Annotated in this window: 6 protein-coding genes and 1 pseudogene; all 7 read right to left on the reverse strand. The window is 59.4% G+C overall.

Annotated elements, in window-relative coordinates; genetic code table 11:
* Positions 1–37: 37 nt before the first annotated feature.
* Complete coding sequence (locus K6T64_RS09045; RefSeq protein ID WP_288009716.1) at positions 38–1,780, reverse strand: 2-aminoethylphosphonate ABC transporter permease subunit; 1,743 nt, start codon at positions 1,778–1,780, stop codon at positions 38–40.
* Positions 1,767–2,987, reverse strand: coding sequence for an ABC transporter ATP-binding protein (locus tag K6T64_RS09050; RefSeq protein WP_288009719.1), 1,221 nt, complete (start codon positions 2,985–2,987; stop codon positions 1,767–1,769). The genes K6T64_RS09045 and K6T64_RS09050 overlap by 14 nt, the downstream gene beginning before the upstream one ends.
* Positions 2,953–4,065 (reverse strand): 2-aminoethylphosphonate ABC transporter substrate-binding protein, encoded by a 1,113-nt coding sequence (gene phnS, locus K6T64_RS09055; RefSeq protein WP_288009721.1) that lies wholly within the window; start codon positions 4,063–4,065, stop codon positions 2,953–2,955. Before phnS ends, K6T64_RS09050 begins: the two co-directional genes overlap by 35 nt.
* Positions 4,066–4,303: 238 nt before the next feature.
* Positions 4,304–5,071, reverse strand: a complete 768-nt coding sequence (locus K6T64_RS09060) for a DeoR/GlpR family DNA-binding transcription regulator (protein ID WP_288009723.1) — start codon at positions 5,069–5,071, stop codon at positions 4,304–4,306.
* Positions 5,072–5,264: 193 nt separating this feature from the next.
* On the reverse strand, positions 5,265–5,471 hold the full coding sequence (locus tag K6T64_RS09065; RefSeq protein ID WP_288009724.1) for a hypothetical protein: 207 nt from the start codon (positions 5,469–5,471) through the stop codon (positions 5,265–5,267).
* Positions 5,468–6,541 (reverse strand): MFS transporter, encoded by a 1,074-nt coding sequence (locus K6T64_RS09070; RefSeq protein ID WP_288009726.1) that lies wholly within the window; start codon positions 6,539–6,541, stop codon positions 5,468–5,470. Before K6T64_RS09070 ends, K6T64_RS09065 begins: the two co-directional genes overlap by 4 nt.
* Before the next feature lie 75 nt (positions 6,542–6,616).
* Positions 6,617–6,801: pseudogene (locus tag K6T64_RS09075) on the reverse strand (UxaA family hydrolase); the annotation flags it as partial.

The following is a 6,801-nucleotide window of genomic DNA, read 5'->3' on the forward strand; positions in this document are numbered from 1 at the left end:
TTCAAAATAATGTGCCAAGATCCCCGCCCGAGCGCTCTCACGAAACCGCACCGATATCGGCCCCGTCCCCTGCACCTCGGTCCACCGCTCTCCGATCCCGCCTCAGACCCTTTCGGGCTAGCGCCCATCCGGATCGCCGATTCACACCCAGAGCCGCCACCGCCGCCAGTCCTAAAAAACCGGCGAGCAACAACAACACGGCCAGAGCGGAACCTTGGTAATAATACCCGCGCTGGATATACTGCAGAATCTGCATCGGTGCCGTGGCAAACCCCGGAGGACAGACCATCATCGTGGCGCCGAGCTCTCCCAGGGACAGGGCGAAGGCAAGGGCGGCCGAGGCCCGCATCCCCGGGAGCAGCAGCGGAATCTGCACCCGCCGAATCCTCCGCCAGGGCCCGGCGCCGAGCCCTGCCGCCGCCTCCTCCAAGGCCGGTGGCATCGTTTCCGCAATGGCAAGCAACATCCTGTAACTAAAGGGCAAAGCCAGAAAAAGCTGAACCAGGATGACGATCGCCGGGGACCCCGAGAGATCCAGGGGCTTCTGATGATACGCTGCCAGGACGGCCAAACCCACCACGACACTAGGAACCGCGCCGGGAATCATGATCAGGGCGTCGATCAAACCAGCGATCCCTCCCCTGCGCCTCCGCAGCAGCAGAGCGGCCCCCGTACCGATGACAGTAGCCAACAGGGCCACCGCCCCTGCCACCGCGATGCTCACTCCGAGGGATGCCCAGTCACTGGCATCCAGCACAGCAAACCATCGCCAAGTCCACCCCTCCGGGAGTACCGTCCCCACCCAAGTCCTGGCCAAGGCGGAAACAACAACCACCATTATGGGGAGTACAAATACAATGACGACTGCGAGGGTCGCAATCCACGCCGCCCAGCCGGAGGATTTGCCGACCGACCCGCCCGTCCCCTTTGCACCTCCACCGAACACACCCCCCCGCCCCCCGAGGCTCCAGCGCTCCACCTGGCGATAGAGGGCATAAATCGCCAGGGACATCCCCAACATGACCGTCGCGGTCACCGAGGCAGCTGGGAGATCCAAATTCATCATCGCCGTGCTATAGATCAACATGGGGAGCGTTTGGACCTGTTGGGAGCCGAGGACAAGCAGAATGCCGAATTCATTTTGAATGAGTAAAAAGCAGAGGATCGCCCCGGCAGAAATACCCGGGTACGCCATAGGGAGGATTACCCGCCTCCACACCCGTCCAGGCCGAGCCCCAAGTCCGGCGGCCGCTTCGGGCAGCGCTGGGTCCATTCTCTCAAGTACCGCCAAGGTCGGCCGAATCATAAACGGAATGTAGTAACACACTTCGGCGAACACCACCCCGGCCCTCCCGTACAAGAAATCCCAGGGCGGGCCCGACAGGTGTAACAGATGCTGAACCCCCGCGGTGATCGACCCTTGGGACCCGTACAGAAAGATCAGGGAAAAGGCAATCAGAAACGAAGGAAACGCCACCATGAGCTCGACACTCCGCACCAACCACCGGGCAAAGCCGGGGGGCGAGCGGTGAATCGCCACAGCCACCCCGACCCCGATGAGCACGGCGAAGACAGTACTCTCCAAGGATAACCCCAGAGAAAACCACACTGTCCGCCATAGGGCCGCGCTGTGCAGTACAGTGCTCCACTCGGTCCACACCCCGCCGGCTCCGTCCCCCTGAAGGGAAATCAACATCCACCCCGGATAGACCACCAAGGGGATAAACACGAGTCCCGCCACTGCCAGTGGCCAACCAAACCGGCTCTTACTGGCCAACATCCATCCACTCCTCCGGGGAGAAAGATACGGGAACCAGGTCCCCTGGCCGGGGAAGGCCCCCCCGGCGCAGGAACTCAGCGCTGAGGGTCAACTCCGGAAACTCTAGAATGACAAGCTTGACCCGGCAAATCGCCCCCACCCACTCCACCTCCGAGACCCGGCCCGTGAATGCGAGTTTAGCGCTGTGATCGAGACGGACACATTCCGGACGAACTCCGAAGGAGCGGGACCCATCCCCCATCTTAGCGAAAAGCCCTGGAGCAAAGCGACGGACGAAGTCTGGCGGAAGCACATTGACCGCACCCAAATAGGCGGCGGCATACAGGCTGACCGGACGATCGTAGAGCTCAGAAGGGGTGCCCACCTGCTCCACTCGACCCTCCCGGAGCAGCGCGATGCGGTCGGAGAGGATCATCGCCTCTTCCCGATCATGAGTCACGTAAATCATGGTCAACCCAGGAAATCGCCGGTGGAGCGAGAGCAGTTCCGACCGAAGTTCCTGCCGCAGATTGGTGTCCAGGGCACTCAATGGCTCGTCGAGCAACAGAACGTCCGGTTCGAGCACCAGAGCCCTGGCCAAGGCCACCCGCTGCTGCATCCCGCCGCTCAGTTGCGAAGGATAGAAATCCGCATGAGCCTCCATCTTCACCAAGTGAAGGTACCACTGGACGCGTTCCTTGACGATACGGCTTGGCATCCGGCGCTCCCGCAGGCCGAAGGCCACATTTTCCGCCACCGTCATATGCGGAAAGAGGGCGTAATGCTGATGCACCATGGCGATATTTCGCCGGTGGGGAGGAAGGCGGGTAATATCACGACCCCCGACCTCCACCGTTCCCGTGGTCAGATCGATCAAACCGGCCACAGCCCGAAGCAACGTCGTCTTTCCGCATCCGCTGCTCCCGAGAAGCGTGAGCAGTTCACCCTGGTTGAGACTCAAGTCGATCTCTTGCAGGATCGTCCGATGGCCGTGCGCCACGGTGACGTTTTTGAGGGCCAATCCCGGAACCGCCGACGCCACCTGGGTGGTGTGTTTCTCACCCAGGGGCTCCTGTCGCCGATCCGCGTGAAACGCTGGATCGCAGGTGGCGATCCCGGCGCACCCGGATTGTGTCGAGAGCTCACCCAAACCGCTCGCAAAGGCTGGATCGCTCCGGGATGACACCTGGGGATCACTGGGGAGCCGTGACACTGCCCTGCTTGCCATAGGCACCGAGCACCTCCGATTGCCAGCGGTCCTGCCATTTTTTCTGGTTATCGAGCACATGATTCCAGTCGATAGTTACAATCTGAACCCCGTTTAGCGCTTGTTTCACTGCCGTGGCTTTGTCTCCCGACGGGCTCACATCAGAACGGGCGGGAATGCCGTAAATATCATAGGTATGGACCTGAGCTTCTTTGGAGAGCAGAAAATCGATAAGTGCCTTTCCGCCTCGGCTGTTCGGAGCATTTTTCACCAGGCCGATCACATAGGGGTCCGCGAAGGTGACGGGTTTTGCGTCCTGGGAAGGTTTCAGAAACAGCGGTGATAGGGACAGCCCGCCTACAGTCTTGTCCGCCATGTCCATTTGCAAGTCGCCGTTGGCTACTGCAATCTCGCCACGGTTAATCAGCACGTCGAGGTATCCGGTGCCTTTGGTGTGAAATTTGACGTTTTGCTCCAGTTGTTTGAGGTAGGAAAAGGCCTGGTCTTCTCCCCACAACTTCTCGAGGAGAATGATCACCGCCATGCCGTCGCCGGCGGAAATCGGATTGGAATAGGCGATTTTATCCTTGTATGTCGGCTGCAGCAGATCTTGGAACGTCGACGGAGGCGAGGACGTCAGCCGGGGATTGTAGACAAAATTGACGTAGTTGTTAATGAAGGTATACCAATGTCCGGCACTGTCTTTTTGATCGACCGGGATGGCGGCGCTCTCCGGAGACGCATAAGCTTCGAGAAGGCCGTCCTTTTGCGCGGCCTGGATGAAGGGCGGCATGGTGACCACCACGTCCGCTTTGGGATTGTCTTTTTCCACCTTGAGGCGGTTCACCACCGCGCCACTGCCGTCCGCGACCATTTGCACTTTTGCCCCGTATTTTTTCTCAAACTCTGGGATCACCGCCTTGTAATAGTCTTCAAGGCCATCCGACGTGTACAAAGTAACAGTCCCCAGGGACGAGGAGGAACTGCCCGCGCCCCCGCTTCCCGGCTGACCTGCCGGTCCAGCCCCCGCCCCACAGGCGGTGAGCACCGACGCACAGGCCAAGCTGATCAACCCCGTTTTCCATGCCCGTTTCCCCACGTTTACCACGCCTCCCTGCGATGGTTTGCACATCTTTACACATAACAACACGTATTACCACAACTTCACACCCCCAGCATAGCAGGTTCAGCCCAGGGGTGTGTGATGCCTGTGTAAAGATTGGACAGGAAGTTGGTAAAGGGGCGGATTGGACCACCGAGCTGAAGGAGCCTCGGGTTACGGGGGGCGGACGCCCCCCGGCAGACGGCCAACAGGCTTGCGGGGGTGCTATCCCACCTCATCCGCTCACCTCGCCCCGGATGACCTCTACCCCCAAGGCGCGGATCGCCTCGGTCTCCTCCTCAGGTAAACCCGAGTCCGTCACGATCACATCCACCGCAGTGAGCGGAACGACCCGAGTAAAAGCGGTGACGCCGAACTTGCTGTGGTCCGCCAGCACCACCGCTCTTGCCGCCCGTTCGACGATGATGCGCCGGAGCTCCGCCTCTTCCACGTGATAATCGGTCACCCCGTGCTCAATGGTGATCCCCCCGGCGCTGATGAAAGCCGTATCGACAAAAAAATTCTCCGTCACATGGTTGGCGATGGCCCCGGACAATGACATCTCCCCGTCCCGCAAAAGCCCCCCGGTCACATACACTTTGGCAGAGGTCGTCGCCAGGGTCGCTGCCACGGTGATGCTATTCGTAAAAACCGTGAGCGATCCCGCCGGCCGCAACACCTTTGCAAACTCCAGCATGGTGGTCCCGCCATCAAGATAAATCGTGTCCCCCGGGGCAATGAGGGACAGGGCGGCCCGGCCGATGGCCTGCTTTTCCGCCCGGTGAGAAACGGTGCGCACTTCATAGGAAGGCTCTTCCCCCACCTGCTTGAGCACCGCCCCGCCGTGTACCTTCGTCAGCAGCCCCTTCTGCTCCATCTGCCGCAGATCCCGGCGAACCGTCTCCCGGGACACCCCCAGTAGCTGGATCAAGTCTTGCACCGCCAAAGAACCGTGTTCCTCCAGATGCCGGCGGATGAGTTCAAAACGCTGTTCTTGCAGCATACCCCCGAACCCCCTTCCCGACAGGATGGTCAGCCATCCACTAATTTAGCATACGTTGCCACGAAAATGCACAGATTAATGTCCGGTAGTCGCAAAAGAAAAGGCAGGCCCGGCGGGCCTACCCCACGTATGGTCAACTCAGTTTTCTGGCGGAACCCCTTCTTTTTCCCGGCGTAAACCTGCTGGTGTTGTATTATTTCCCCGCATTGGGTAGAGTCTTGTACAACTCCGAAGAAAAAGGCAACTGCTCGATTCCCCTCAAGAAGAAGATCACACACAGCGCCGCGGCGACCATCACGAGCCCACCCAGCACCAAGGCGGGGGTAAAGCCGAACACTTGGGCAATATAACCCGTCAATGCCGGGGCTACGATAGACGCCAAGGCGCCAGCGGTGTTCATGATTCCTCCGAGGGATCCCGCCGCCCCCGGGGGGCCAGATCCTGAGGGATCGACCAGAGGATTGCCGTCGAGGCCGATTCCGCAGCCATGGACAGAACCAAGAGCCAAGCGGCCGTAACGGCGGACTGAGCGTAGGCGGCACCGATGACAGACACCGACACCAACTGAACAATCACGATCAACGTCTTTTTGACTTTTGTCACATTGTACCCCCGGCGAATCAAGGCATCTGACAATATGCCAATCAGCGGCTGGGCGAGCATTCCGGCAATCCACGGCAAGGTGGCATAAAAGGCCACGTGACCCAAATCGAGGTGCCGCCCTTTGATCAAGTAACCCGGCAGCCAAGTGAGAAAAAGATAATACAGATAGTCTTGGAAGAATTTTATGAATATAATGGCCCAAGTATTACGATATTTTAACAATGCCCCTACCAATACCCTCTGCTCACCGCCCACCCCACCCGTCACCGACTTCGGCCCGCGGTGCTCCCGGTAGGTAAACATCCATAACACCACCCACAGCAGGCTCCCTAAACCGGTGATATAAAATGCCATCCGCCAGTCCGGGTGGGCTTTGCTGCCAAACGCGACCATGAGCCCGACCATCAACCCGGGGGTGAGGGCAAACCCCAGGCGCAGCCCCGCTAAATAAATCCCGGTGGCCGTCCCCCGCTCTGATTCCTCGAAGTGTTCGGTGATCACCTTGGTCGCCGCGGGAAAATTCGCCGCTTCTCCCACCCCGACCAGTCCCCGGCTGAATAAAAGTACGCCAAGCCCCTTGGCCATTCCCGTCATGGCCGAGGCCAGAGACCACACAAAGGCCGCGATGCCGTACACTTTTTTGGTGCCAAAGCGATCGGACAACCACCCCGCCGGAATGTTAAAGATCAGGTAGGTCCAACCGAAAGCCGAAAGAACCCAGCCCATGGTTTCGAGACTGAGGTGCAGATCCTGGGCGATAAACGTATTGGCCGTGGCCAAGCTCGATCGATCGACGGCATTAATCAGCGTGCCGGAAAACACCAGGAACAAAACCCATCCCTTGTAGCCAGAAAAATGGGAACGCACAACGATTCACCTTCTTTCCCCAAAATTCGAACACATGCGGCCCAGACGGGCCCGAAGGCCCGTCCACCCGCCAGCTTACGCGCTCCGGTACAACTTGGTCAGAGAAAACTCCCGGTGACCGAGGACCTCGGCCGCCGTCCGCCGGCCGTTAATCGTACGTACCACCATATCCATCAAACGATCTGCAGCTTGGGCCAGGGTGATTTCTCGGCGCAGCAGACCACTCACGTCCACATCGATATGTTCGGACATCGTCGATA

The sequence above is a fragment of the Kyrpidia sp. genome (assembly GCF_023512215.1).
GTDB classification, from domain to species: domain Bacteria; phylum Bacillota; class Bacilli; order Kyrpidiales; family Kyrpidiaceae; genus Kyrpidia; species Kyrpidia spormannii.